The sequence below is a fragment of the Leptospira mtsangambouensis genome (genome assembly GCF_004770475.1).
Classification (GTDB): Bacteria; Spirochaetota; Leptospiria; order Leptospirales; family Leptospiraceae; genus Leptospira_A; species Leptospira_A mtsangambouensis.
The window spans coordinates 1-25,690 of the sequence record NZ_RQHK01000017.1; the positions used below are offsets into that span (position 1 = coordinate 1).

Below are 25,690 nucleotides of genomic sequence, written 5' to 3' on the forward strand. Positions count from 1 at the left end.
GCACCTGGGGTCAGGTTTTGGGAAGATGTAGGTGATCCACCGACAAGGCCAAATAGAAAAGCAAATAGACTAAAGTCTGTTTGGTTGTCACCTGTGGGAAAAAACAGAAGACAATTTTGAGTGAATAAAAAGAGAAAAGAAAAAAAGTAAATTTGTTTGGGAATTCGCATTATAAAAATTAGCCTAGATGTTTAGAAGTATATTAACAAATTTTAATGTGTTCCATTGTGACGTTCGGCGACAGCTAATTTTTATTAGTTTGTCCAAAAAGTTTCAATTTTCCGTTAAAAACGGTCTGAAAACAGGTTTGCACCGTTTTTATCGGTTTTATGAGTATTACTTTTGTAAATGGGTGCAAAAGTATGAGAAGATAAGAAAAATTCATATGACAACTAGGACTAGCCACAAATTTTAACTTATTTTTCGAATCAAATCCCTGCAAATGACTTGAGAACTAAATCTTTTCTGCTCTCTTTTAGAAATCAAATTCAATAATTAGTTTCCATATTCGCTTCAGGAACAATGGAATAGGAAAAACATGTTATCTGGTTTCCAAGCTCACAAAATAACGATTATCTTTATCTATTTGTTCATTTTTGCTTTCGTTCATTGTAAGTTAGATTTAAACAACCCAAGTGATTCAAAATCAAAAAGTTATTTTGAAACAGCTGCAATGAATACCTATCTTCGAACGATTTGTAGTCCTCTCGTGAGAGGAAATGTTAGAATTGGCAGTGGGAATTATTTAGTATTACCGCAATCACTCCTTTCTTTAAAAAACGGGAACTACATTATCACAGCCAGTGTTTCAGAACCAATTTTATGGTCAGGAAGAAGTGATGGAATTAATCATAGTTATACGGGAGTAATAGGAACAGACCCATTCATAGTCATCTTTCAAGTTAATGGGAGGACATTCGAAATTGAATGGTTGGACTATTTAGGGCACGCAGCAACTACTAGTTCCAATCGTTATTTTTCCAGTCTTTCTGAATTTTCCAATGGAGAGATCGGCATATTTACTCAAGTCACTGGAACTGAACAAGCTGGAGCCATTTCAGGAAAACTAAACTCGGATTCTTTTATGGTAGCACGTTATTCCCCATCTGGCTCGCGTGTTTGGTTCACATATTTAGATATGGCAATAGGAACCTTTAACATAGACAAAATAGCCCATATAGTCGATTCGAAGGAACAGATACATCTTTTTTATACGTCTATCGGCACTGCTGCCAATACACCCAACTCGGTGGGTATCACTGAATTTCCAGCTCCTACAGTGGCTTCAAATGGATTGTTTGCAGGACAAAAAGAAATTGGTTGGGCCATTCTCAATGGAAGTGGAATTCCACAACGACAAAGATTTTTACGTGGTGCGAGTGATTTTGAAGTTATCTCTGCGATCTATACTAAAAATGACACTATCTTGTTAGGTGGTAGTGCATTGAATCAAATCGAAAATTTCTCTGGTCATCCAGCATTGAATCAACCAAGAGGATTTTCTGCCTTTTTATCTTCCAATACGCAAGACGTAATTAAAATCAATTATCTTGGTTCCAGCGATTCAACATTTACTGTTGGAAAATTAGAGGCGATGACATTAGGAAATGACGGAATATATGGAACAGGAGTGGCAGCAGGATCTTATGGATTTCCCATTCATGACTATCAATTTTATCCTGCTGGAAATTTCAGAAATTATTCATTCGTAAAATTTGATTTGAATGGAAACTTACTTTGGAACCAATTCTTAGGTTCTTCCACTACTAACGTGATTGATTTAGTTCCTGCATTGTCTTATATTTCTTACTTCGATGAAATTCGCGTGAAACTATTGGGAACAGAAGCTGGAACACGAATGACAGGACTCGACTCCATCAGTTATGGTTCTGGAATTAATCCTTATCAGGACGTAACTTTGCGTATCAATGGTAGAGCAGGTCGTTATAACTCCATTCGATACGAAACCAATATTTTAGTCACTAATCCCGTTTCTGGTTTGATAGGATTAAATGTAGACATTCAAGATGCTTGTAATGGGAGAATGGTATCTTTAAAAAGATTCTTATATTTTCCGGCAACAATTGGTTATTTAGAATTCTCTACCAAACCTCCGATGGAAGAACCCTAGAACCATGCGGTATTTACTACAGACCACAGGGATAAACACCAAAATCCATTCGCATAAAATCACCTTTGATTCAATGCATATAAATAACAGAATATTCTAATTTTCAAGATTAACTTCAAACCAAAAAACTCTGAAAATCGGTTTCAAATTGAATCTGTTTTGTTAGGGATTTCCACAAAGGACTTGAGAAATTTCTGTCTTCCTCTGAAATGACTAAAAATACAGAAAACTTTCCCAATTAGCGGAAAATTTAGTTTGGCAATGAATCATTTTAGAAATTTAAAGTGGAAGTTTTTTATACTTCTGCCCTTAACTATCATCTTAATGCAGTTGAACAACTGTAAGCTGGAATTTAACAACCCAAAAGACCCAATATCTAAAAGTTATACAGAAACTTGGCTTTGGGAAGAATACCTACGTAGTTTATGTAATCCCAATGCAAAAGCTTCTCTTCGATTGGGAACTGGAACATATAAGACCTATCCTTATAAATTGCTTAAACTCAAAAATGGGAATTTTTTAGTGACGGCAGGAGTTTTTGAAGAAGTGGTTTGGAATGGAAAAACCGCTGGGAAAAATTTTTCTTTTTCAGGAACACCAGGAAGCGATTTGAACGGTATTGCATTTATAGTCAATGGAAGAACGTTTCAAATAGAATGGTTGGATTATCTCGGCCAACTTGCAACTGCTTCAGATAAAAAAGAAATGATTCCGGTTACGGAATTGTCGAATGGTGATGTTATTGTGGCTGCTTATACAAACAGTGCCGCCCAAGGGAATCCCATATCGCCAAAAACAAATACAAACTCAATGCTAATAGTTCGTTTTGATTCCAATGGGAACCGTGTCTGGAGTTCTTATTTAGACAAAACTGATAATTCTATTGTAGTAAATAGATTTACCCTTGTCTCAGATAGTTTTGATCAAATACATCTTTTTTTCACGAGTATTGGTACAGCATATCCAGATACAAATGGGTTTGGTGAATTTCTAGCCATGGAAGTTCCTTCCAATGGTTCAACTAATCAAGAAGAGATAGGATGGGCAGTTTTATCACAACATGGTGGACCTTTACGCCAGCGCTATTTGCCATCTAACAATAATTCAACGGTATATGTTGCGATTCTCGGTTTAAACGGATCTATTATCTTATCTGGAAGTGCAGGAGATAATTTTACTGGATACACCGGTCACCCGCTACCTTCTTATAATTATAATAGGCCAGTAATTGTTAATCTCTCCGTTACCAATTTTTCCATTTCCAACATTACTTATCTAGGATCCATTAATCCTACCTATATTTTCGGAGCTTTACAAAATCTAGTGCAAGGATCTGACGGATTTTATGGAACAGGTTTGAATGCTGGTGAATTCGGAACATCTATCCACCCCTATCAATCGGCCTCAAACTTTAGAAACAATATTTTCTCTAAGTTTGATTGGAATGGAAACCTGATTTGGAATCAGTTCCTTGGATCTACGACAAATGGAGCTTTGGAAATTCCAGCAATAATCAGCTATATCAAAGAATCTGACTCAATGAAAGCCTTCACCTATACCTTTGAAGATGGAGGTTTATATACTGGTTTAACTATACCAGTAACTGGTACTGGAATTAATCCCTTTCAAATGACGACCTTAACCATTGCGGGAACCAATGGAAAGTACCAATCAATCCACTATAAAACAAGTATATTAAATGACCCCCCTGGAGCAGATGAATTGCTACAAAATCTATCTGCCGTAACAGAGGCATGTGGCGGTCGTTTGGTTCGATTACAAAGTATTCAGAATGTTATATCTGAAATAGGTGTGCTCGAACTGGGAACAAGGCCGGCAAACGAAGAACCATAAGATAAGGGAACTTTAACTAATCTTATGGTTCCCAGGTTCCAAACCGAGTTCACTCTCAACTATTTTTAGAAAGCATGTACGAACTTGAAACATAATACACTGCCGCCACTGCCTTCAGCGCAATTTCCACCCAACGCCAATCAGCTCCTCGTATTTTGTTGTGCAAAACTAGCAGTATTTTCGTATTTTTTTCTTCCCAATCTGTCACAAAAGGTAAGATCAATTGTCCCAATAGTAAAACAGTTCTTTAGGAGAATTCGATGAAACTCACTTCCTTCATTCTAACTGCATTTGTTGCGGTAGAACATGTGTTCATATTGGTATTGGAAATGTTCCTTTGGAAAACCGATCTAGGGATGAAAATTTTCCAGTTAACACCAGAAACTGCAGAAATAACGGCAAAACTTGCAAAAAACCAAGGCCTTTATAATGGATTTTTAGCAGCGGGACTTTTTTGGGCTTTATTTTTTATCAAAGACCAAAACCAGAAATTCCAAACCATTTTGTTTTTTCTCATTTGTGTGGTAGTGGCAGGAATTTATGGTTCAGCAACTGCTAAGTTTTCTATTTTGTTTTCACAAGGCTTGCCAGCTTTCCTAGCTCTCGTGTTACACTACTTATCTAACAAAAACCAATGATAGACGATCCGCATCTTTTATTATTAGAAAGTTCACTTGCTGGAAAAACAAAAGCGTTGGAAGAACTAATTCAAATCTTCCAACCAAAGTTGTTTTCTTTGGCATTGAAGTTTTTATGGAACCCAGAAGATGCGGAAGACGCCACTCAAGAAATTTTAGTCAAAGTCATTACAAACTTAAGTGGCTTTCGAAAGGAAAGTAAACTTTCCACTTGGATCTATCGAATTGCAAGCAATCACTTGATCAATCTGCAGAAATCAAAAATGGAACAAAGGAAAGTACATTTAAGAGCCGTTCGTGAAGAATTGCACCGAACACAAATCGCCTACACCCCAAGTCCAGAAGAAGGGGAAAATTCTCCAAAACTTTCGGAGATGATTTTACACGTTCAAGTTGCTTGCACCTATGCTATGTTACAAGGCCTTTCAAGACCTTACCGTATGGTATATCTACTAGGCGAAGTATTCCAAACTTCTAGTGAAGAAGGGGCTTGGGTTATGGGAATTCGCTCCGAAACCTTTCGCCAAAAGTTGTCCAGATCAAGAAAACAAATGGAAACTTTTCTCGGAAAAGAATGTAGTTTAACCAAAGCAGACAACCCTTGTCACTGCAAAGATCGTGTCACTTATGCTACAAAAAGAGGAAGGATCAAATCCTATCTAAAACTTTCAGAACAAATGAAAATAGATGGAAGATGGAAAGAAACAAAACCTATGATGGCAAATACTTCCAAAATCAGAAAAGCTGCAGAAGTATTTCGTAATCATCCAGAGTTTTTACCGAAAAAAAACCAATTAGAAAATATTAAATCTTTATTAAACAACTCGTTTCCACTCACGGCTCGGTGAAGTTCCATAAATTCGTTTATAAGCTTTTGAAAAAGAAAAAGCGGATGCATAACCTACATTTTGCGCAACTTCTTCCAATCCGATATTCCCTTTCTGAAATAATTCTTTTGCCTTTTCCATTCTAAGTTTTGTCAGATATTCCATAGGAGGAATACCCAAAACGTCTCGAAATCGGTTCGCAAGATTTGCACGAGAAACTCCTGTTTCTTTAGCTAAGGATTCGATAGTCCATTCTTTGCTATATCCATTGTGCAACTTTTCCAATGCATACAAAACCAACGTGTCATGGAAAGCATTAATCCATCCGACTTGTGAAGTGACATGATTGTTTAACCACATTCTCAACATATAATATAACAGAATGTCTGTTAATCTTTGTACGATTAAATCAGTTCCTAAATTCAATTCTAATTCTCGGGAAAGGATTTGAATGATGTCTCCGAGTGCATGATGAGCTTGAATCGTTTCATACGGAATATGAATATACTCCGGTAGTTCCAAAAACAATGGGTGGACAGGTCCCGGTGGGACTTCGTATCTCACTGAAACAAAAGTAGTAACTGGATTTTCATTTTTTATCTGTGTTTTCTTTTCACCTAAGAAACGTTCAATGGTAACTACTTTTGCTTTCGGATCGGATAATAGTTCGTGATTGGTTCCCCGGGTGATAAAAATCAGATCCCCTTTATGTAAAGGAATCGTTGTATTTCCCATCCTCGCATAACAACTGCCTTGTGTTACGACGTGGAATCCCCCACTCTTTTCACAAGGGAAATGAAATCCAAAACTTTGGTAAATTTGGCCTTTGGATAGTAGGTCATTTGTCCAACCGGCAGAGGAGAGAATATCCGATAGTAGATCCATTCTCCCATTTTTCTCAAATTTACCCAAAAGTCTATCATTTTATACGATTGGATATATTTTTAATATTTTACGACATAGACAGTATAAAAAATCCCCAGTATGATAGAAAAACAATAAAGGATTTAAATCCGAAATCGAGGATACGTTATGAAAGTATTTGTTTATGGTGGTTCAGGACTTGTTGGGGGCCATCTCGTTACCGAATTACAAAAACAGGGGCATGAAGTTTGGGCAGGATCCAGAAAACCCGAGTCCCAAAAAAGCAGTGCCAATTTGCATTGGGTCTTTGCTGATTCATCTAATCTCACTAAAGGATTAGAAGTTTTGGAACAAGTGGATGCCGCTTATTTTTTAAGTCCTCCCGGCCAAACCAACCAATACGAAATCCTTTCTCCATGGATTGAAAAAGCAAAACAAGTCCGCCTAAAAAAAATAGTTCTTATGACTGCAATGGGTGTGGACCATACACCGCCAGAAGCTCCATTTCGCAAAACAGAGATTTTACTCGAAGGTGCTGGGATTCCATGGAATATCATTCGACCTAACTGGTTTATGCAAAACTTCCATACTTTTTGGATCGCAGGTATCAAACAAGACCAGAAAATTTATTTTCCTGGTGGGAACGCAAAAACAAGTTTTATCGATGCAAGAGACATTGCTTCTGTTGCTGCCGTTCTTCTTACTACTACAAAGTATGATAACCAAGCCTTCACTTTGACTGGACCAGAATCCATTGATCATAATGAAGTTGCAAAACACTTAACAAACGTAAGTGGAAAAAATATTGAATATGTTGATGTTGATCCAAAAGTTTTTGAATCTTCACTTGTTTCAGCTGGATTATCAAAAGATTACGCGGCATTTCTTGTGATGATCGCTGGAGCATTGAAAGAAGGATTTTCTGCCCCGATTCTTGAAACTGTTAAAACCTTAACAGGAAAAAATCCGATCTCTTTTGCAGAATACGCAAAAGATTTCGCAAGTTCTTGGAAATAAATCTGAATCAGATTTATGGAGAAACTAAGATACGGTTGGCGGCACCGCCAGCCGGGTCTTCTAAAATATTTCTAAGTTATAATTTTTGAAACGGCAAAAGTAAAATATCCAGCATTAACTTTTTGTGAATATCCAATCACCAAACTTTGTACAAAGATTTTTTTATCATCTTTTCCAATTTCATAAATCAATTCAACTACATCTATGTTGTTAGTTACTAGATCCTAACCCATAAAAAATACCGTTTGGTGTTTACTGATTTGTCTTTATTTTCGATCACAAAACCAGCGCGTTTCGTATGGCAGAATACACTACAAGAATGCAATTTTTTTACAAACTTTGTTTACAATTTTTTTCTTAAAACCAAAACAACTAATGAAATAAATGAAAAAGTAAATCCTTTTACAAAAACAAATCGTCACCTAACCCTTACGACGATGATATGGTTATATCCTTTTTTGGTTTATCTATATGTTGCGTATCTTTTCTATTTTTACACTTTTGATTTTACTATTATCCTGCAAATTAAACCTAAACAACCCCAATGATCCGGCTACAAATGATTTTTGGTTACGAAACCTCATCCAAACAGCTCTTTTAAACAACGGTTGTTCCAATTTTTCACAGTGGAACAGAAGTTATGGTTCAGGAACTTATTCTACCTTTGGTTCTGATTTTCAATTTTTGTCAAATGGAGACATCGTTGTAGTAGGAATTACTGAAGAACCGATCATTCCGGGAAAGTCAACAGGAGTCACTGGATCTTTTGTGGGAACTCCTGGTTTGACTAAGAACTTTTTTATCATGCGCCTTTCTAGAAACAATGGCGATATCCAATGGATCGATTATTTAGGGGAGGCTTATAGTTCACTGAACTTCAACCCGAGACTACATTTATACACTAACGGTGATTTGGCTGTAAGTTTTTTTGCAAATGGTGCTGGACAATTACTTCCATCTAATCTTTCTCCAAAAGCTGATGAAGGTATGTCAGTTTATCTGGGAAGACACCGAAGTGATGGCAGTAGGGTTTGGTATACTTATTTGGATACAGTGGATATAGGAATTTATTTAGTCACAACGATTGATAGTTTTGATAGGATTCATTTTTTTACTACTGTTGAAGGATCCTTTGGCCATACACCATTTTCAGAACTACCCCCTATATTAAATAGTTCTTTGGGTAGCACAAGTGATACAGACATATTGTACGGAAGTGTGGATCCTTTTGGAAATGGATTATTTCAAAAATACATCACAAGTTCCGGTAATGATTTTGGATTTAATGTATCTTACTCGAACGGGTATATCTATTTATCAGGAACAACCAACGGGAGTATAGATGGAACCACTCACCCGAATCCTGGTACGCAGCTACCTTATATAACAAAGTTTAATATCCTTAGTGGCATCAGAGAGATGTTTGTCTATACTGGTTACACAAGTGCCACATACGGAGATACTAGACAAATCATAGTCTCAGGTACATCAATCTTACAACTTTTAACAACAAATTTATCATGGAGTTCCGTGATAAAGGAACCAATCCAGAGTGATACCCAACATTATGCATTTGCGCAGTACAATTTGAACGGTGGTTTGGAATGGATATCTTTTTTAGGATCTAATAGTGGTGACGTTCCTAACTTTGAGGAACCACCAACTTTACTTGATTCTAAAGGGTTTTGGCGAAACCGCTCTCGAGTCCCGAATACATATGATCGTTATACTTCAGGTGCCAGTGTAACCACAGGAACAGAATCTGGAACATATCAAATTGCAGATGTTTGGTTTCGTCCTGACGGTATCTTTGATAGAATTCGCTATTCTTCTAACTTAGGTGGAACTGAATCCAAACGGACAGACCAGATGAAAGAACTATGCACTGGGAAAATTGGATTCATGGACAAAGTGTTCACAACAGAAAGTGAATCGCCATCAAGATTAGGATTTCAAACTTTAGAAGAATAAAGTTTGCTCCTCCGTTTTACATAAAATGAAAATGGAGAATCATCTCCATTCTACTATAAACAAAATTCAATTTTCTTTAATTCGGCAGATAACCAATCTGCTGACTTGGTTTCTTTTCCATCCACAAATTTGATTTGGTAAGGTGTTCCAGAGAGAAACGATTTGGAAGCAATTTTTTCGATGAATAGTTTGGCGGTCCATTCCTTAGGGTCTGGAGCAAAGAAAGAGTTTTTCGCTTCTTTCAATTTGTAACGAAGGTGTTTCTCTGCCTCTTCCGCTGTATGTGATTCTCCATTCCGAATGAAACTCCCTTGGAGCAATCCAACTTTTTTTAAAAGTTTTTCTATTTTTTCTTCTTCAGTGAGTGGTAAACAAACATTAGATTTGCCAGTTACATGAGAAACCCCAATCAATAAAAACAAAACAATTGCCGTAAAATACCATAGGAGACCACGGAAATTCATAAACCTTCCCTCATTTGTATCACTTCAATCTTCTTTCTGACTATAAGTCAAATATAAATGACTGATGGTTGTTTTAAATTGACCTTTAGTCAATATGACATTTTTTTCTAGCATATTTTTTAGGATTCCCCTACTCTGGAGGTATGAGTCGCCTTTCGGTTGCAGAACGTTCGCCCAAAAAACGAGCCGTATTGGAAAAAGATAAACTTTCCAAACGAACTTCCATTCTTCAATCAGCGGCCTTCCTATTGCAAAAAAAAGACTGGGCTGAACTTTCAATGGATGAAGTTGCAAAACGAGCCAAAATAGCAAAAGGAACATTGTATTTATATTTTCCTACCAAAGAAGATCTCTGCCTTCGTGTCCACATCGCAGATTATGAAGCATGGTTTTTAGATATGGAATTGTTTCTTACTGAAACAAAGAATATCGATGCTGAAGGATTTTCTAATTGGTTTGTTGAATCTATGGATCGACATATTCGTTTTTTAAAACTCCTACCAATTGTTCCAACGATATTAGAAAAAAATGCAAGTGTTGAAACCATCCGGGAATTCAAATTGAGCTTAAAAGCACAAATTTTTAAAATTCTTCCACTGCTTATCAAAACTTTTCCTTTTCTCAATGAACAAACAGGTTTTATATTTTTGATGCAATGCCATGCCTTGGCAGTTGGATCATGGTCTCACGGTTTTCCTTCCAATCAATTCCGAGAAGCAGTAAAGGACGATGGATTAGATATATTTGTCTTAGATTTCAAAAGTTTTATTAGTACTTCTATTTTGACACTTCTTAATGGAATCAAATCTCCTTAATACATTCCTGAATAAATTTGATTTTTAATTTTTTGTTTCAAACGAGAATCAGTGATAGGAACTCTTTGTTTTTCTGACCAATCCATTTGAATTAATTGGTCTCGATCACTATGATAAATATACTTTTTATCTTTTATAACCCAAGATTTTTGAATTTCCGAATTCCAAGTTTTCAAAAATAAATTTGGTTGGTAATTGGGATGAAAAAAATTTGCTTCTAGATTATTTTTTGTTTTCCCACTATCCGTTTCTAACAAATGCAAAATGGTATCTTTAAAATCGACTGACGTACCAAGTTTTGGAACGTAAATTTGACCGGATTTTATAAAGTACAACAAAAACGGTACATCAGTTTCCTGATTGTACAAAGAATAGTTGTGAGCATGTGCTCCTTCTTCACCAAACGATTCACCATGATCTGCCGTTAAGATCAAAACAGTTTCTCTTGATGAGTAATCTTTCCAATATGATATAATTGAATCGATAACCGCAAGCTCTTCTCTCAAAGAAGCCTCATAACGAATCAAAGGTGAATTCCATTGACTCTGAGAATTTTCATTTGTTACAAAATATGGACTATGAGTTTGACTGAGACCAATCAAAACAAATAAAGGTTTTTTTTCTGCCCCAAACATTTGTTTCATGGCAGAAAGGACAACTCGGTCATCCATTCCCCAACTAAATGCGCTGTAAAGTTTTCCGTATTTTTCTTCCAAATAAGATTTATCCCGAACCGTTTGAAAAATCTGCGGAAAAAAACGATCCATCCCTTCAAAGTGAAGTGACTGAGTATAAATCATGAAAGTTTCGTAACCGTATAAATTCTCTAATTGTTTAGGAAGATTCAATTGCACAAGAGAATCATTAAATGTCAAACGAGTGGTTTGTAATTGTGAATCCCCAGTTAACCAAGTAAAAATACTTTTAGAAGTATGTGGCATAGGAATCCAAAAATGAGAATCTTGCAGAACCGAAAAATCAATATAATTTGATTTAGTTTTTTCTAAATGTTTTCGTCCGACTCCTTCTAACATAACCATAACAAAATTTGGTCTTCCTGGGATTGACTGTAAATTTTTTTTTCCTCTCGAAATTTGTTGGTTAGCGTTTGTGTTTAAATGAATCGAAGTTTTTCTTCGTTCAGAATCAAAACGAAGGACCAAAACAAAAATAAGACCAAATAACAAAACATAAGTGACTATTTTACGATTTTTGAAAAATAAAATTAAAATTCCCATACCTAAAGTGATCCATTGCCAAACTTGCCACTGGTAGAAAAAATTTAGGATATCCGAATACAAATGATTGATATGATTCAAAAAATAGAAAACAATTTCAAAGGTTAATGCAGTTTGATAAACTTCTTGGTATCCCAGAACAACCAAAAAGAAAACCCACAAAAACAATCGAATCATAATTTTTAAGAGGCGCTTATCTTTTTGACTTTGTATAAGATAAAAATCTAAACTCAAAGTTACGACTGCAAGTAAGGTCACACAAAGTCCGTGAAAATAAACCCAAACGCCGAAAGAAAAAATAATAGGCCCTTGGAAAAAATACAATAGTAAGTATAAAAGGGTCATCGGTGAATTTTCACTTTGAACAAACGATTTCCAGTTTATTAATTTTTCTTTATCTAACTTCAAAATCAACAGATGCCTTTTTTTGTTCTCCATCGTACAACACCAAAGATTGTTTTCCTCGTATGATTGGTAATCTTAAATCTCCATTTAGGGAAGGTTTCAATTCGGTTTTCCCATTCCAAATTAATTTTGGATCTTTTAAGGTATTAATTTCTCTTACTTTAACAGGAATACTTTGTGTTTCTTTTTCATAAGAAGGATGGTATAAATATATCTGCCCCATCGAAGGATAAACAAATCCAACTCCTAATACAGACACATATGTTTCTTCCTTGTGTTTATCACACAATTCCAATGAAGCAAGTTTTCTCCTTACTTTTAAGGCAATGGATGGACATTGGGACAAAGCCAATTTTCCTGTTAGCCGACAGAAATTCCTTGTTTCAGTGAACTTAGATATATAATCTGTCTTTGGTCGGTCTTTCATTAAATTTCTAAATATATTTTGTACAATTCTTCCGGCTCCGAAAGAACCAGATACATCCATGGTTCGTTCTCCAGAGAAGTTTCCAACCCAAGCACCAACAACATAATGGTCGTTAAATGCGACAGTCCAGGAGTTTCTATAATCCTTGGAAGTGCCTGTTTTGACTGAAACAGGAAAAGGAAAATCCAAATAACTCCTGCGACCAAAGGCTCTTTGTCTAAGTTTTGGATCTTTTAAAACAAATTTAATTTCTTCAGCAGTTTCTTCAGAAAATAAACGAGTGGATGAACCAAAGTAGAGAGGTTTTTTATCAATGTTTCCTAATCGAATTTTTGGCAATATTCCTCCCAGAGGGAAAGATCCATAAGCGCGCGTTAGCTGAAGGAGACTAGTTCCTCCTGCCCCAAGTGCAAGACCTGGCCCGTAGAACTGAGGAGATTCTTTTAAGTGGGTATAACCTGCTGATTGTAGAAACCGATAAAAAATAGGAACACCCATTTGGTTGATAGCAGTCACAGCAGGTATATTTCTTGAATTTCCAAGCGCTTCCGCCAGAGTTAAATCCCCCCAATACCGAAGGTCCGCATTTCTAGGGAGATAATTCCCACCTTGCGCCAAAGAATATGAATACTTTTCATCGGAAAAAATAGAATTAACATGATAAAGGCCTTTCTCGATAGCAATTGCATATAACAGCGGTTTTAGTGTACTTCCTGCATCTCTGTAAGCCAAAGTGCCATTTACCATACCATTCCCGTCTTCAAAGAAATTTTTTGAACCAATCATTGCTTTTAGTTCTAATTCATCATCCTTACCTGGAACTCTTTCCAAAACGATAGCAGATGCGTTTGATACATTCCATCTTTCTAATCCTTCTAATTCAGAATTTACAATAGAGTTTAACTCAAAATTCAACTCAGACGATAAGGAAGATACAAATTCTTCCGAGGGAATCGAAATCAACATTCGAATCCAATTGAGAAAATGTTGATTTTCACCTTTCCATTGGTCAACATAATCCGATTTAAATTTAGAATTATGTTGGATCGTAAGTTCATTCGGGTCTTTGATGATCGGAATTTCATAGGGAATTCTATCTCTCAAATTGAGATACCGAATTGAAAGTTCCTCTAATTTGGGTTGGTTTTTTCGGATTAAGACTGTTAAATACAAAGTTTCTTCAATCGACAAAAAACGTACATGTTTACCAAATAACGCAAGTGATGCGGAAGGAAATCCAACAATATTTGAGTGAATGGAAACTGAATTTAAATAAGCTTCTAAAATTTCTGATTTAGTAAGCCACAACTCATATCGAAAAGCCTCTATCAATTCAAAACCTTTCCGCAATAAAAAAGAATAATTACGAACTTCAGGATTTTGGATTCTTACGAGTTGCATCGTAAGGGTAGAAGCACCTCCCCTTTTTCCTTTAGAAAAAAAATAAGAGTGAAGAGAATTAATACCTGCCAAAATATCAACACCGTGATGGGCATCAAAACGTTTGTCTTCAGCAATCTTTAATATCTCTGGTACAAAACTTGGATACTCCTTAATACTTTCCCAATCCTGTTTTGTTTGGTTTTGATTTTTCCCTCGTCCGATTAACGTACCTTCTTTTGTTAAAATACGAACGGTTGTTTGATTTCTTAAGGAATCAAAAGAAATAGGCCGCAGCAAAAAAACTGCTAGTGGAGAAACAAATACTCCAACTAACAGTGTATAAAGAATGATTTTTTTTTTAGAGATCAATCCACTTTCACTCGAATCGTATTGGTATTTCCATAAAACTGCGGGTGATACATCAAAAATGTTTTTGAAGCTGGCATTATTGAATTTCCTTTGGCAACCGGTCTTAATATATAATTAAACTCAGTTTCTCCTCTTTCAATTCGGTCTTCTGAAAAAATCACACGGTCATCACGATATTCTTTATAACCGCTATAATAATTTTCAGTAACTTCAGTATCTTCTGCATCCGAATTTTTTTCAGTCAGAAAAGAGGTATTTACAATTTCTGTGTTACTAGGGATTGGATCTACAATCATTCCAAATGCTTGGTCCGAGTTACTTAGCACTTTTAATTTTACAAGATAAGTAGAACCTCTTTGTAGGTTTGTTACTTCTTTTAAGATGGGATCACCACTCGAGTCCCGTCCATCAATTCGATACAATGTTTTTCTAATTTCTAGTCCATTAAACTTTTGAGTAGTAGTGTCTTTTACAGGAATGTACATCAATCTAGATTGAAAGTATAATCTTCCTTCGGAACTTGTACGTTTAAACAGCAAAGGACGACTAGAAGGATCTTTTCCTTCAAAAAGACGATCAAAGGTAATTTCTTCTTTATAAATAGAATCTGATGAAGGAGAAAAGCTTTCATCAATCAAAGTTTTTTCACCAAAGATAGCCTGCCCTTCTGTGTCAGTTGAGGTTGACTCAAAACGATTTCTATATTCAGAAAGTGCCAAAGCAATGGTTCCCACGCTATGACTGTCTGCCCAGAAATGGTTTTGTCGATCCATCATAATTGATTTTACTAAATCGACTATTCTAGAATTTTTTGAATCAACCCTAAGTAACAATCTCAAATAGTTACCTAGAACTGTTGGCGAACTATAGTAAGAATAGTAATAATATTCATCATTTTTTTGTTTGATCGGTTTTAAACTGAATAATTCTTTTTCGTACGAAATGTACTTTGTGTATTCGACAAACAACTTTTTAAAAACGGAATCCGATTCATAAGATTCTAGTTTATGTGTTTCTGCATAAGCTGTTAGAAAAATACCGCGGGATTTTAAATTTAGTTCTTCGAAGTTATCTACCAATGTTTTTTCTAAAGAATGAACATCTTTCTTGTCTTTCGAAAGTACTGAGTATATTAAACTTAGAGTTTGATAGGAATTCGTAGATGTTTCTGTAGGATTTTTGACATAGTTTTGTAAGTATTGGATCGCAGCTTGGTATGCTTGCTGATTGGATCTTTTTCCTTTGTCTTTTGCAATCTGCATTACAGAAGCAATGTAAGCGGTTAAATATGGATAACCAGTTCTTCCATGTCCTTTCCATACTTTAAAACTTCCGTCAGCAGCTTGGAATTCTGACATCTCATCCAAAAACAACTTTTCGATTTGAGTAAAATCATATGAATCTTTTGTTGGTGCTTTGTATTGAAATTCTTTCAACAACTCTCCTGCACTCAATGAAAGCAAATAAGCCGATGTTCTTTGTTCCATACAAAAATAAGGATTTGATTCATAAAAATCAAAGGCAGATTTTAAGGCAGTAAGAGCAGTTCCCGACAAACGGATGTCCAACGATCCTTTATTGAGTAAAATAGAGTCTTTTTTAGGAAAAACTACTAAGGTTTTATATTCTGAATCGGTATAACCCGAAAATTGCACTGAAGTTACAGGATCAAATTCTTTGATAGGAATCGTAACTGCTAAAGCATCAGAAAGATCCGCCTTTTTCATATCGGCAAACTCGGTTGCGTTTTCCGGCTCCACTGAAATTTGATAAGACAATTGAATCTCATCTTTTGGATGATCCAGTTTTAGTTTGATGTACTGTGCTTCTGTGATTTGGAATGTTCTGAGCACTTCTTTTGTTTGACCAGCAGCAAGTTCTATCGATGACCATCCTTTCTCCTGTGAAAGGAATTTTGAATCGATTTTATATTTAAATTTTCCTTTTTTCTTCGTATTGTTTGTGATACTACCACCTAACTCCAAACTATCGCCAACGCGAATGAATCTTGCAACGGTCTTTTGTAAAACTAAATTCTTTTTGACGATGAATTCTGAGTTTGATGCTCCATATTTTCCATTAGAAGAGGAGGCAACCATAACTCGAAATGTTGTTAAGTTATCTGGTAAGGTAAAACTTAAATCAGCATTGCCATTACTATCTGCCGTAACAACTGGGTTCCAGTAAGCAGTGTAACGAAAATCTTTTCTTGCTCCTGATTCTGATTCAGCAGAAAATCCTCCTCCAGAATCTTCACCATAATCTCCACCAGGACTATCTCCTTTGTTTTCGTAAATATAATGTTTGATGATCATACTACGGAGTTCAAATGTTTTCACGATACTATACCAATATTGATAGAACATTTGTACTGGACTTTGAAAAGAATATCCAACCAAATCTAAAACCCCTCGATCTGCCACGGATACTGTGAGTTCGGCACCTGGATTTGTTTGGATCGATAGTTTGACTTGTTCTCTCGGTTGGTATTCTGCTTTATCCGTTTTGATAACCACAGGTGCTGTTCGAGAGGCTAAATTTACCTTCAAAGTCACAGATCCTGTTTTGGCTTTTGGAGCACCTAAGTCTTGTTCATTGAATTCTTTAATATCATCCTCAGAGAGTCCTTCTGGTACAGGTAATCTTCCTGACAACATAACAACATTTACATCTACATTGGGAAGATAAGATTCTTCGATTGGAATCTCAAGCGGGGAACTGTTTCCTTTCATTAAAAATGATTTTTTAAAATAAACAGAATCTCTTTCTACCGTGACAATCACCCTGGCATTCTGCAACGGAGATTTGATTAAGATTTTTGCTTTATCTCCGATTTTATATTCATTTTTATCAGAACGTAATTCGATGGAGTCATCACCACGAAAGTCCCAAGTGTAATAAGATTCTTTTTCATATGCATAAAAATCTACTCGCGAAAATACTTTATCCCGATTTAAAACTAAAATAGTATAACTTCCGGAATCTTTTGCTCTATAATCAAACGAAACTCCCTCCGCTTTCGAAGTGAGACTTTTTACTTCTACAACTTTTTTTGTTAGTTGGTTACTGCGAAAGAAGAACTTTCCAAGACCTTTGGAAAGAACGGAAGTCCAATCATTGTAGATAATATAGGCTTTTAATTCAGCACCGGCAACTGCTTTCCCTTGTAAGTTGACAGCGATTGCACTAAATTGGAATGGTTTATCCATTGACTGGTATCGATCATTACATTTTAAACCAACATAGGTTTCAGATGGATTGTAAGGTAAACTGGAAGACTTTGTAACAGATTTCCCGTCTACATCAAAAACAGAAGATTCTACAATCAAATTATACGGATCGGCTATTTCGATATTTTCTCCATCAGTGGCAAACTTACCTGTTAAATCGCTAATGGGAATGTCCAAATTAAAAAAACCTTTTGTATCTAAAACACCTTCAGATCCAGTTACATAGTCAGAATTTCCACTCGAGTATTCGTCCTCGTAATCGTTCCAAGTATCCGAAAAATCATAATTTGGATAAGTATCGAAAGATATATATCTTTTCCTTTTTAAAACCGAATAACTAATCTTAGCTCCTCCCATCGGAGCCCCAAACATATATTTTCCTTCTACTGATCCTTTAAGATTTTGATTTTTATTTACGGTATTGGCCAAATTTACATTCACCATAAAATTTACTGGACGAAATTCTTCTACTTGGAAGGTATCATAGGTAACTGAGTAATCTTTTCCTGAAACATAAACCGATACGGAATAATGCCCAAGCGGAGCATCAGAAGGAATCGAGTAACTTGTAAAAATGCCACCTTGTGCGGTAGAAGTTAAGTTTACATTCGAGATATCCTTTCCTCTCGAATCTCGAATTTGTACATTGACTACTTTCGAAGAATATGGAACCAAAACACCGTTTTTTCGATCAGCAAGGACTGCTTTAACCTCAACTCGATCTCCCGGTCGGTATAGTTTTCGATCAAAGTAAATTTTTCCTTTTACATGATTCTCTGTGTAGTAGTCACTATAACCTTCAATATGTGTTTCATTAAAATGTAAAAATGCTTTATCACCGGTAGGATCTTCTGCAATTAACACCGATTTACCGAATGCTTTATTGTCGCTGATAGAAGGTGTCGTACAATACCCATCTTTATCCGTTTTACAAGTTCCACGCAGACTTCCCTTTTCATACAAACTGATATCCGTGTTTGCAACTGGTTCCGCTTTAGATAAACTATGAACCCAAACATGGATCGTATTAGGATCTAACTTTGTTGTGATTCCTAAATTTGTAGATTGTAAAAAGATAGATTCTTTTTTGAACTCTTCCTTGTTATTTTCACCAATGACATTGGCACCTAACTGGAATGCGACCCAAGCTTTCGTATTTGGTTTGGATCCAAAATATTGGTCAATATCCATTCCTTGATTTCCAAAGGAATTTACTTTGATACCAGATTTCCAAACCGTCTTTTTCCAATTTAATTGGTTTTCAAATTCATAATACTTATCGCCCAATGTTGCCACTGCATTTACAAGAACTGGAATCGACAGTTCTGCAGAACGAATTTGGAATTCAGGTACATTCGAAATTGAGATTGGAAGTACTTTGTTTAAATTGGATTCAAATATATTTTCCCTTGATAAATAGAAAGATGGTTTCCTTTGCATCACAGGAAGTTTGAAGCTAACAGGCGTTTCTAAAAAACAATCATTCTCTGCATAAAACTTTTCTATTTTGATTTCATAAACAACACCTGGATCAAAGTTCCAAGTATCAAGAGAAAACTCGCGGCTTACATAATCTGAAAATTCGGTTTTTGGATTGGATGGTTTAGGGGAAATTTGAACTGCAGATGCAAAATCTCGTAAATTGGTATCTTCTGTAACTGTAAATCGATAGTCCCAAAGATCTTCTAAATATTTTAAATCAGTTGTGTCGAGTTTCACCTCGATACGACAACTACTTGGAAAAAAACTGCGCTTGATGGACCGAAAAAAACCAGAAACGGAATGGCAGGAACTTAGAAAAAACAAAAAACCAAAAGTAAGAACCAACTTACGCATAAGGACTCCGAAATTCGAATGTTCCCTGTTCTACGATGGGTACTTCCCATTGCCAACTCTTTCCTGAATGAAATGGAATTTCTTTCTATATTTTTTTATTCAGATCGGAATTTTCGCTATGCTTTTGTCATTTTGGAATTTGATTGATGACGATGTCCCTATCTCAATTCAAAAAACAATTTTTGGAATTAAAAGCACCCAACTCCTTCCCCATCGGAAACTACCAAGCCGATTGGCTAGGCCCCCGATGGTTCCAAACCGGCGCCCGCCTCAGTTTGAATTTTATGTCCTTTCGTCATTGGTGGGGCAAATCGTTCGATGGATCTGAGATTGCTTATAATCTTTTTTTACCTCCTAAAGCAACAGAGTTTCAAATGCGCCACCCCATGAAGTTGTCCATTGGAAAGTCGAGGCTTGATGGAAACCCAAGTTTAATCCTGGAATACACAAAAGAAGCACCTTTTCCTTGGCCCTATTTCGTAGATGAATTTCGGGTTTTGAATGAAAAGGAACTTTTGGGAATGAATTACAGTCTATTCACCCCTCAACTGGCCCTACCCTTTCTTATTAGAAAATCCTAATTTAGCATGTTAAATATTTTGAAAATTTCCGTCGAATTGACGGTATGGGTCTGCCTCCGCCATCTCTGGAAAAACAAATTCTCTCTGCAATGGAGGAGGTTGTTTTTTCGGCTAATTTTCCAGAATTAGAAATTCTTTATATTAGCCCTTCGGCAGAAACTCTCACTGGATACCCCAGAGAATATTTTACAAATGCACGAGATAACTGGAAAAATCTAATCCACGAGGAAGATCGTCCTATTGTTGAAACTGCGTTAACATCGCTTCACGCTGACGATAAAATTCAAGTTCGTTACCGAATCCAAACTAAAAATAAAAAAATCAAATTTATACAGTGCCAAGGAAAGCTGATTCGAAATGAAACCGGTGAAATTTTACGTTTCGATGGAATCATTACTGATATCTCCGAGTTACTTTCCCTCCAAGATATCATCAAAAATGAATCTGGAGAAATCAAACAGTTGTTACTCGAAAATAACATTCTGTTTAATGGAAGCCAAGATTCGATGTTCCTTGTGGAAGTAATGGATGATGAAAACTTTATCATCCGTCGTATCAATTTAGCTTATGAAAGATCAACAGGTGTAACTCAATCTTATATCCAAGGCAAAACTCCAATCGAATTACTCGGAGAAGAGTTGGGACGACCTGTCATCAGAAATTACAAAAATGTTTTAAATGCAAAAACAACAATTACTTATGAAGAAAGTATTCCGATGCCTGCGGGAACAAAAATTTGGACAACTGCACTCACTCCCATTGAAGTAGAAGGAAAATATAAATTCATTGTCGGCGCCAGTAAAGACATTACAGAGCAAAAACGGGCAGAAACCGCATTAAAGGAATCTAACGAGCGCTATGCTCTAATTTTGGAAGTCAGTTCTGATGGTTGGTTTGATTGGGATCTAGTCAACGATACAGTCATCTATTCACGCAGGTGGTGGTTAGAATTCGGAAATGACGATAAGGCTGACAATGTCCCGATTGGATATTGGAAAAGTTTGATTCATCCAGACGATTTGGATTGGGTTTCAGAATTTTTAGAAAACATCATGCTCTCACAAAGAGAAACATTTGAATTCAGCTTTCAGATGAAAAAAAGAAAAGGGAATTATGCTCATGTTTTATCAAGATGTTATATCCAAAGAGATTCTTCTGGAAATAAAATCAGAATGGTTGGTTCCAATACCGATCTAACAGAAACTAAAAAAATAGAATATACACTTCGAAAAGCAAAGGAAATGGCTGAAACAGCAAATATGGCGAAAGGAAATTTTTTGGCCAATATGAGCCACGAAATTAGAACTCCGCTCAATGGAATCATTGGATTCACAGAACTCTTGTTACACTCTTCTCTTACAGACGAACAAAAAGAATATTTGAGAAGTATATTTCTTTCTGGAAAAAGTTTGTTATCTTTAGTAAACCAAATTCTAGATTTTTCAAAAATTGATTCTGGGAAAATGGATCTAGAATTTATTAGTACCGATTTGATTGATCTTGTTCAGTCAACTGTTGATTTATTCCAAATTTCAGCGGCATCTAAAGCCATTCCTCTAAACCTTCAGCTGGATTCCAACTTACCAAAATTTGTTTCTTTAGATCCTTTGCGACTCCGACAAGTTCTTTCCAATCTAATTGGAAATGCAATTAAATTCACCCATGAAGGGAAGGTAGATGTTTCAGTTAGACCTCTTAAACAAGTAGGTGATATCATTGATATCGAGTTTGCAATTTCTGATACAGGAATAGGAATTGATCCAAACTCACAATCAAAACTATTTGATTCTTTTTCGCAGGCAGATACATCCATCACTCGTAAATATGGTGGAACTGGACTTGGTCTTTCGATCACAAACCAACTCATACAAAAAATGAACTCGCAACTAAAAATAGATAGTGAACTTGGAAATGGAAGTAGGTTTAGTTTTGTTTTATCTTTAGAGATGAACGCAACCGGATCTGTTTCTTCTAATTTGTTTGAAGAAAAACTGACAGCACCGGAAGAAACAGTTATTGTTGAAAATAAACAAATCCGAAACGATATTTTGATAGTAGAAGACAATGATTTAAACAAAAAACTATTATCAAAAATGTTATTAAAGAGATACCCTCATATACAACTAAGATTTGCAACTGATGGTGCTGACGCCGTCAAACAGTTCCAACAAAAACCTCCTGATTTAATTTTTATGGACTTACAGATGCCGGTGATGGATGGTTATACGGCAACTATCGAAATTCGAAAACTAGAAAAAGGATCAATCAAAAAAACTCCCATCATTGCACTAACAGCAGGAGCTTTTTTCTCTGTTAAAGATACGGCGATGGAGTCAGGAATGAATGATTTTCTCACCAAACCAATCTCCTCCGCCGATCTTTATGCTGCTCTTGAAAAATGGTTATTATCAAGCAGCGTGTAAAAGATATTCAAACGCACTAATAGCTGCTTTTGCTCCTTCACCCATTGCAATGATGATCTGTTTGTATGGAGTGTTTGTCACATCCCCACATGCAAATATTCCATCCACATTGGTTTTACATTTTTCATCGACCAAAATTTCACCAAATCGATTTGTTGTAACCAAATCCTTCACAAAACTACTGTTTGGTACTAGACCTATTTGCACAAACACTCCATCTAAAGGAATGGTTTCAGATTCTTCCGAAATTCTGTTCTTATAGGTTAACCCAGTTACTTTTTCCGTATTCGTTTGGATTTCCATTGTTTGCGCTTTTACAAGGGTTTTGATATTAGGAGACTGAGCTACCTTATCCAACAACACTTTGTCCGCATTGAGTTTGTCACCAAACTCGATCAAGGTGACTGATTTTACAATTCCACTCAAGTCTAAAGCCGCTTCTACTCCAGAATTTCCTCCACCCACAACAGCAACATCTTTGTCTTTAAAAAATGGGCCGTCACAGTGAGGGCAATATGCAACTCCTTTTCCAACGAATTCTTTTTCACCTGGGACGTTGAGTTCACGCCATTTGGCACCTGTTGAGAGTATTACAGTTTTAGTAACAATTCGTTCGCCTGTATTCAAATGGATTGTTTTTAAATTACCAGGATCAATCTTTAAAACTCGGACATTTTCTTTCTTTTTGATTTGGTTTTTGTCAAGTTGTTCAGATAATACATGAGTCAACTCTGGACCAGTCGTATAAGGTAAAGATATGATGTTCTCAATACCTAAAGTATCTTTTACTTGTCCACCTAATCTGTCTGCGATGACAAGGGTTTTTAATCCTTTCCGAGCCGAATACACTGCCGCAGTCACACCAGAAGGGCCTCCACCGATGACAGTGACATCATAAATATCAGATGGATTAGAAAGATCCTTTGTTTCCTCGTTCGACTCAGGAACAGAATATAATTCTAATAATTTATCAAAGATTACCGAAGCTTCTGCCTTTCCCGAAAGAAAACGTTTGCCATTTAAAAAAACAGCAGGAACACCTTGGATATTTTTTTCTTTTACAAGATCTGGATACATAGCTCCATCAATCATATTATGAGATATAGTTGGATTGATTAGTGCAAAACTATTAAGAGTTTGAACTACTTCAGGACAGTTATGACAATCAAGTGAGATGAATGTTTCAAAATACAAATTTTCTTTTAGTTTTGATACAGCAGAAAGAATGCCTTCCTCTAATTTGATTGGATTCCCGCCTGATTGTAAAATTGCTAAAATCAATGAAGTAAATTCATGACCCATAGGAATACCAGAGAATTCAATTCCCGTAGGTTTATCTTCAGAAAAAATTGCAAATCGGAGACCATCATTTTTTTCCTCAGAATGTTCCAATGAAACTTTTGAAGAAAGAGAAACGATATCTTTTAAAAACGCTACTAACTCCTCTCTTTTTTCATGAACACCTGAATACAATCGTATTTTTACAGGATTATTGATTCTTTCAAAATATTGTTTTACTTGTTCTTTTGTTGATTCATCTAACATAATAACCTCCCGATTTAGGCGGGCAATGCCCGCCTAATTAAGTTTAGATTTTTCCTACCAAGTCAAGACCTGGTTTCAATGTTGTGTTACCTGGTTTCCATTTCGCTGGGCATACTTCGCCATCGTTGTTTGCAACATATTGTGCAGCTTGCACTTTGCGAACGAGTTCTTCAGCCGAACGGCCAATTCCAAGATCATGGATCTCAGCAGTTTTAATCACACCTTCTGGATTCACTACAAATGTTCCTCTAAGTGCTTGACCATCATCTTCAATCATTACTCCGAATCCTCTTGTGATCTTTCCAGAAGCATCACCTAACATTGGGAATTTGATTTTTTTAATGGTATCACTTGCTTCATGCCAAGCTTTGTGAACAAAGTGTGTGTCAGTAGAAACAGAATACACTTCGACTCCCATTTTTTGGAGTTCTTCATAATGATCTGCTACATCACCTAGTTCAGTTGGGCAAACAAATGTAAAATCTGCAGGATAAAAAACAAAAACGGACCATTTTCCAAGTACGTCTTTTTTGCTGATTTTTTTAATAGCTCCGTTGTGGAAAGCTTCCGTTGTAAAGTCTGGAATTTGAGTGTTGATATTGGACATTGAATATCCTCCTTTGCTGTTAAGAAGAATATACCCTATAAAGGATCATTTGTAAAATAAATACTATAAATGATGAGATTTACAAAAGCTATTAGTTTAATTTAGTCCTGGTTGAGAGAAACCCCGATGATTTTATATTTTTCTTTTGAATGGTATTCCTTTGGAATTGCATCGAGAATTAAACTGGTAAGTTTTTTTAAAATTTTAGATTTATAAAAACCTTTTTTATAAACCAAACTAATTTCACGTGCCGGTTCTGGTGATTGAAACGGAACCACTCGCTCAGATGATTTTCCGACAGCTAACTTTGGCAACAAAGTCACTCCGATTCCCATATCCACCATTCGTTTCAGAGTTTCCACACTTCCACTTTCAATTTTCGCAAGTGAATTTCGATTACAAATTTTTAAAGACTGGTGCCTGAAACAATGCTCTTCACCCAGTACAAGCAAAGGATATTTCTCGATATGTTTCATAGAAACAGATGAAGATTTTTCTTTGGCATCTTTAGGATAATAAACAACAAAGGGTTCATAATAAAGCGGATGTTCTACGATGTTCGGAATCTTAAGCGGAGTGGCAAGTATACCTAAATCAATTTCCTCTGATTCTAATTTTTCTAAAATGGTTAGTGTGGGAAGTTCTGAAATTCGAAAATTCACCTTGGAAAATTCTTTTTGTAAACTTAGATAAATAGAAGGAATCAAATAATTACTGACAGTAGGAATGATTCCAATCGATATACTTCCCGCTGGTTCGTCCTTCCATTGGCCGGCAATTTCAAAGAGTTTGTCCGCCTCTTTCAATGTATTTTTAGCCTGATCCACCACAGCTTTACCTAATTTTGTGGTAATGACCGGATTTTTTTTTCGATCAAATAACTCAAATCCAAGCTCTTGCTCTACTTTCTGGACCTGTAAACTCAAGGTAGGCTGAGCAACTAAGCAATGTTCGGCGGCTTTTGCAAAACTCTTAAACTGATCCAAAGCAACGATATACCGAAGTTGAGTGATTGTCATTTAGATTTGCTCCAAAAAATTAACTAAACCAAACAAGAGATTGAAA

General features: G+C 36.0%; 17 protein-coding genes. 9 read left to right on the forward strand and 8 right to left on the reverse strand.

What is annotated here, in order from left to right; genetic code table 11:
* The first annotated feature begins 538 nt into the window (after positions 1 to 538).
* The 4 genes from EHR01_RS12425 to EHR01_RS12440 all read left to right on the forward strand — a co-directional run bounded on the left by EHR01_RS12425 (position 539) and on the right by EHR01_RS12440 (position 5,471).
* Complete coding sequence (locus EHR01_RS12425) at positions 539 to 2,131, forward strand: hypothetical protein (protein ID WP_135695092.1); 1,593 nt, start codon at positions 539 to 541, stop codon at positions 2,129 to 2,131.
* Between the two features lie 261 nt (positions 2,132 to 2,392).
* On the forward strand, positions 2,393 to 3,985 hold the full coding sequence (locus EHR01_RS12430; protein ID WP_244310103.1) for a hypothetical protein: 1,593 nt from the start codon (positions 2,393 to 2,395) through the stop codon (positions 3,983 to 3,985).
* 260 nt (positions 3,986 to 4,245) lie between these two features.
* Entirely contained in the window at positions 4,246 to 4,623 is a 378-nt protein-coding gene (locus tag EHR01_RS12435) for a DUF1304 domain-containing protein (protein WP_135695093.1), read from the forward strand.
* On the forward strand, positions 4,620 to 5,471 hold the full coding sequence (locus EHR01_RS12440) for an RNA polymerase sigma factor (protein ID WP_135695094.1): 852 nt from the start codon (positions 4,620 to 4,622) through the stop codon (positions 5,469 to 5,471). Before EHR01_RS12435 ends, EHR01_RS12440 begins: the two co-directional genes overlap by 4 nt.
* Here EHR01_RS12440 and EHR01_RS12445 read toward each other — a convergent pair.
* Positions 5,439 to 6,335, reverse strand: coding sequence for an AraC family transcriptional regulator (locus EHR01_RS12445; RefSeq protein WP_135695095.1), 897 nt, complete (start codon positions 6,333 to 6,335; stop codon positions 5,439 to 5,441). The genes EHR01_RS12440 and EHR01_RS12445 overlap by 33 nt on opposite strands.
* Before the next feature lie 147 nt (positions 6,336 to 6,482).
* On the opposite strand from EHR01_RS12445, the gene EHR01_RS12450 reads away from it, so the two are divergent.
* Positions 6,483 to 7,331, forward strand: coding sequence for an NAD(P)H-binding protein (locus EHR01_RS12450; protein WP_135695096.1), 849 nt, complete (start codon positions 6,483 to 6,485; stop codon positions 7,329 to 7,331).
* 471 nt (positions 7,332 to 7,802) lie between these two features.
* The gene (locus EHR01_RS12460; RefSeq protein ID WP_135695097.1) at positions 7,803 to 9,302 is read left to right on the forward strand and encodes a hypothetical protein; all 1,500 of its coding nucleotides are present in this window, start codon (positions 7,803 to 7,805) and stop codon (positions 9,300 to 9,302) included.
* 53 nt (positions 9,303 to 9,355) lie between these two features.
* Here EHR01_RS12460 and EHR01_RS12465 read toward each other — a convergent pair whose 3' ends face one another.
* Positions 9,356 to 9,766: a DUF5329 family protein gene (locus EHR01_RS12465; RefSeq protein ID WP_135695098.1), complete on the reverse strand. Its 411-nt coding sequence runs from the start codon at positions 9,764 to 9,766 to the stop codon at positions 9,356 to 9,358.
* A gap of 143 nt (positions 9,767 to 9,909) precedes the next feature.
* On the opposite strand from EHR01_RS12465, the gene EHR01_RS12470 reads away from it, so the two are divergent.
* Complete coding sequence (locus EHR01_RS12470) at positions 9,910 to 10,581, forward strand: TetR/AcrR family transcriptional regulator (RefSeq protein ID WP_135695099.1); 672 nt, start codon at positions 9,910 to 9,912, stop codon at positions 10,579 to 10,581.
* Here the strand turns inward: EHR01_RS12470 and EHR01_RS12475 are convergent.
* Genes EHR01_RS12475 through EHR01_RS12485 form a run of 3 tightly spaced genes read right to left on the reverse strand, consistent with a single transcriptional unit; the run spans position 10,578 to position 19,469 of the window.
* Positions 10,578 to 12,164 (reverse strand): sulfatase-like hydrolase/transferase, encoded by a 1,587-nt coding sequence (locus EHR01_RS12475; RefSeq protein ID WP_135695100.1) that lies wholly within the window; start codon positions 12,162 to 12,164, stop codon positions 10,578 to 10,580. The two genes, EHR01_RS12470 and EHR01_RS12475, sit on opposite strands and share 4 nt — an antisense overlap.
* A 49-nt stretch (positions 12,165 to 12,213) precedes the next feature.
* Complete coding sequence (locus EHR01_RS12480) at positions 12,214 to 14,403, reverse strand: transglycosylase domain-containing protein (RefSeq protein ID WP_167482953.1); 2,190 nt, start codon at positions 14,401 to 14,403, stop codon at positions 12,214 to 12,216.
* Positions 14,400 to 19,469 (reverse strand): alpha-2-macroglobulin family protein, encoded by a 5,070-nt coding sequence (locus EHR01_RS12485; protein ID WP_135695101.1) that lies wholly within the window; start codon positions 19,467 to 19,469, stop codon positions 14,400 to 14,402. Before EHR01_RS12485 ends, EHR01_RS12480 begins: the two co-directional genes overlap by 4 nt.
* A 146-nt stretch (positions 19,470 to 19,615) precedes the next feature.
* Here EHR01_RS12485 and EHR01_RS12490 point away from each other — a divergent pair, with 146 nt between their 5' ends.
* Positions 19,616 to 20,050 (forward strand): hypothetical protein, encoded by a 435-nt coding sequence (locus EHR01_RS12490; protein WP_135695102.1) that lies wholly within the window; start codon positions 19,616 to 19,618, stop codon positions 20,048 to 20,050.
* Between the two features lie 44 nt (positions 20,051 to 20,094).
* Positions 20,095 to 22,473: a PAS domain-containing protein gene (locus EHR01_RS12495; RefSeq protein ID WP_208721775.1), complete on the forward strand. Its 2,379-nt coding sequence runs from the start codon at positions 20,095 to 20,097 to the stop codon at positions 22,471 to 22,473.
* Here EHR01_RS12495 and ahpF read toward each other — a convergent pair.
* The 3 genes from ahpF to EHR01_RS12510 all read right to left on the reverse strand — a co-directional run bounded on the left by ahpF (position 22,459) and on the right by EHR01_RS12510 (position 25,644).
* Positions 22,459 to 24,018, reverse strand: a complete 1,560-nt coding sequence (gene ahpF, locus EHR01_RS12500; protein WP_135695103.1) for an alkyl hydroperoxide reductase subunit F — start codon at positions 24,016 to 24,018, stop codon at positions 22,459 to 22,461. The two genes, EHR01_RS12495 and ahpF, sit on opposite strands and share 15 nt — an antisense overlap.
* Positions 24,019 to 24,061: 43 nt before the next feature.
* On the reverse strand, positions 24,062 to 24,625 hold the full coding sequence (gene ahpC, locus EHR01_RS12505) for an alkyl hydroperoxide reductase subunit C (protein WP_135695104.1): 564 nt from the start codon (positions 24,623 to 24,625) through the stop codon (positions 24,062 to 24,064).
* 101 nt (positions 24,626 to 24,726) lie between these two features.
* Positions 24,727 to 25,644 (reverse strand): hydrogen peroxide-inducible genes activator, encoded by a 918-nt coding sequence (locus EHR01_RS12510; RefSeq protein ID WP_135695105.1) that lies wholly within the window; start codon positions 25,642 to 25,644, stop codon positions 24,727 to 24,729.
* Positions 25,645 to 25,690: the final 46 nt, after the last annotated feature.

Excerpts from the sequence above, each read along its gene's own strand:
- EHR01_RS12425 (WP_135695092.1), top strand. The coding sequence starts at position 539 with ATGTTATCTGGTTTCCAAGCTCACAAAATAACGATTATCTTTATCTAT.
- EHR01_RS12430 (WP_244310103.1), top strand. The coding sequence starts at position 2,393 with ATGAATCATTTTAGAAATTTAAAGTGGAAGTTTTTTATACTTCTGCCC.
- EHR01_RS12435 (WP_135695093.1), top strand. The coding sequence starts at position 4,246 with ATGAAACTCACTTCCTTCATTCTAACTGCATTTGTTGCGGTAGAACAT.
- EHR01_RS12440 (WP_135695094.1), top strand. The coding sequence starts at position 4,620 with ATGATAGACGATCCGCATCTTTTATTATTAGAAAGTTCACTTGCTGGA.
- EHR01_RS12445 (WP_135695095.1), bottom strand. The coding sequence starts at position 6,335 with ATGGATCTACTATCGGATATTCTCTCCTCTGCCGGTTGGACAAATGAC.
- EHR01_RS12450 (WP_135695096.1), top strand. The coding sequence starts at position 6,483 with ATGAAAGTATTTGTTTATGGTGGTTCAGGACTTGTTGGGGGCCATCTC.
- EHR01_RS12460 (WP_135695097.1), top strand. The coding sequence starts at position 7,803 with ATGTTGCGTATCTTTTCTATTTTTACACTTTTGATTTTACTATTATCC.
- EHR01_RS12465 (WP_135695098.1), bottom strand. The coding sequence starts at position 9,766 with ATGAATTTCCGTGGTCTCCTATGGTATTTTACGGCAATTGTTTTGTTT.
- EHR01_RS12470 (WP_135695099.1), top strand. The coding sequence starts at position 9,910 with ATGAGTCGCCTTTCGGTTGCAGAACGTTCGCCCAAAAAACGAGCCGTA.
- EHR01_RS12475 (WP_135695100.1), bottom strand. The coding sequence starts at position 12,164 with ATGACCCTTTTATACTTACTATTGTATTTTTTCCAAGGGCCTATTATT.
- EHR01_RS12485 (WP_135695101.1), bottom strand. The coding sequence starts at position 19,469 with ATGCGTAAGTTGGTTCTTACTTTTGGTTTTTTGTTTTTTCTAAGTTCC.
- EHR01_RS12490 (WP_135695102.1), top strand. The coding sequence starts at position 19,616 with ATGACGATGTCCCTATCTCAATTCAAAAAACAATTTTTGGAATTAAAA.
- EHR01_RS12495 (WP_208721775.1), top strand. The coding sequence starts at position 20,095 with ATGGGTCTGCCTCCGCCATCTCTGGAAAAACAAATTCTCTCTGCAATG.
- ahpF (WP_135695103.1), bottom strand. The coding sequence starts at position 24,018 with ATGTTAGATGAATCAACAAAAGAACAAGTAAAACAATATTTTGAAAGA.
- ahpC (WP_135695104.1), bottom strand. The coding sequence starts at position 24,625 with ATGTCCAATATCAACACTCAAATTCCAGACTTTACAACGGAAGCTTTC.
- EHR01_RS12510 (WP_135695105.1), bottom strand. The coding sequence starts at position 25,644 with ATGACAATCACTCAACTTCGGTATATCGTTGCTTTGGATCAGTTTAAG.